This is a genomic window from Mesorhizobium sp. M8A.F.Ca.ET.165.01.1.1 (assembly GCF_004792065.1).
Lineage (GTDB): Bacteria > Pseudomonadota > Alphaproteobacteria > Rhizobiales > Rhizobiaceae > Mesorhizobium.
The window spans coordinates 1-391 of the sequence record NZ_SRTH01000093.1 but is presented as its reverse complement, the minus strand read 5'-3'; the positions used below and the strand labels follow the sequence as shown (position 1 = coordinate 391).

The following is a 391-nucleotide window of genomic DNA, read 5'->3' as shown; positions in this document are numbered from 1 at the left end:
TCGACGCGCACGAGTTCATCCGCCGCTTCCTGCTGCACACGCTGCCGGACGGCTTCCATCGCATCCGCCACTACGGCTTCCTCGCCAACGGCCATCGCGCCGCCAGGCTCGACCAGTGCCGCAGGCTGCTGACCAAACCACAACAGGATGATCGCGAACCGGATGCCGAAAGCGCCGCTGCCGCTCCTCTTGCGGCAACGCACCGCTGCCCATGCTGTGGAGGACGGATGATCACGCTCGCAGTCTGGCGCAGCGGACAGGCACCGCCCGGCCCGTTCTGGCGCAACACCTTCCAGCGCGCCTATTCTTCGCCCTGGATCAACCGCCGCCGGTTCAACCTGCAGGGCCAGGCGGCATTCAAGCGCCGTTTTCACGGCGCCGAGGAGCCGGT

Annotated in this window: 1 pseudogene; it reads left to right on the top strand. The window is 67.5% G+C overall.

What is annotated here, in order from left to right:
- Positions 1 to 134: pseudogene (locus EN808_RS35255) on the top strand (transposase); the annotation flags it as partial.
- Positions 135 to 391: the final 257 nt, after the last annotated feature.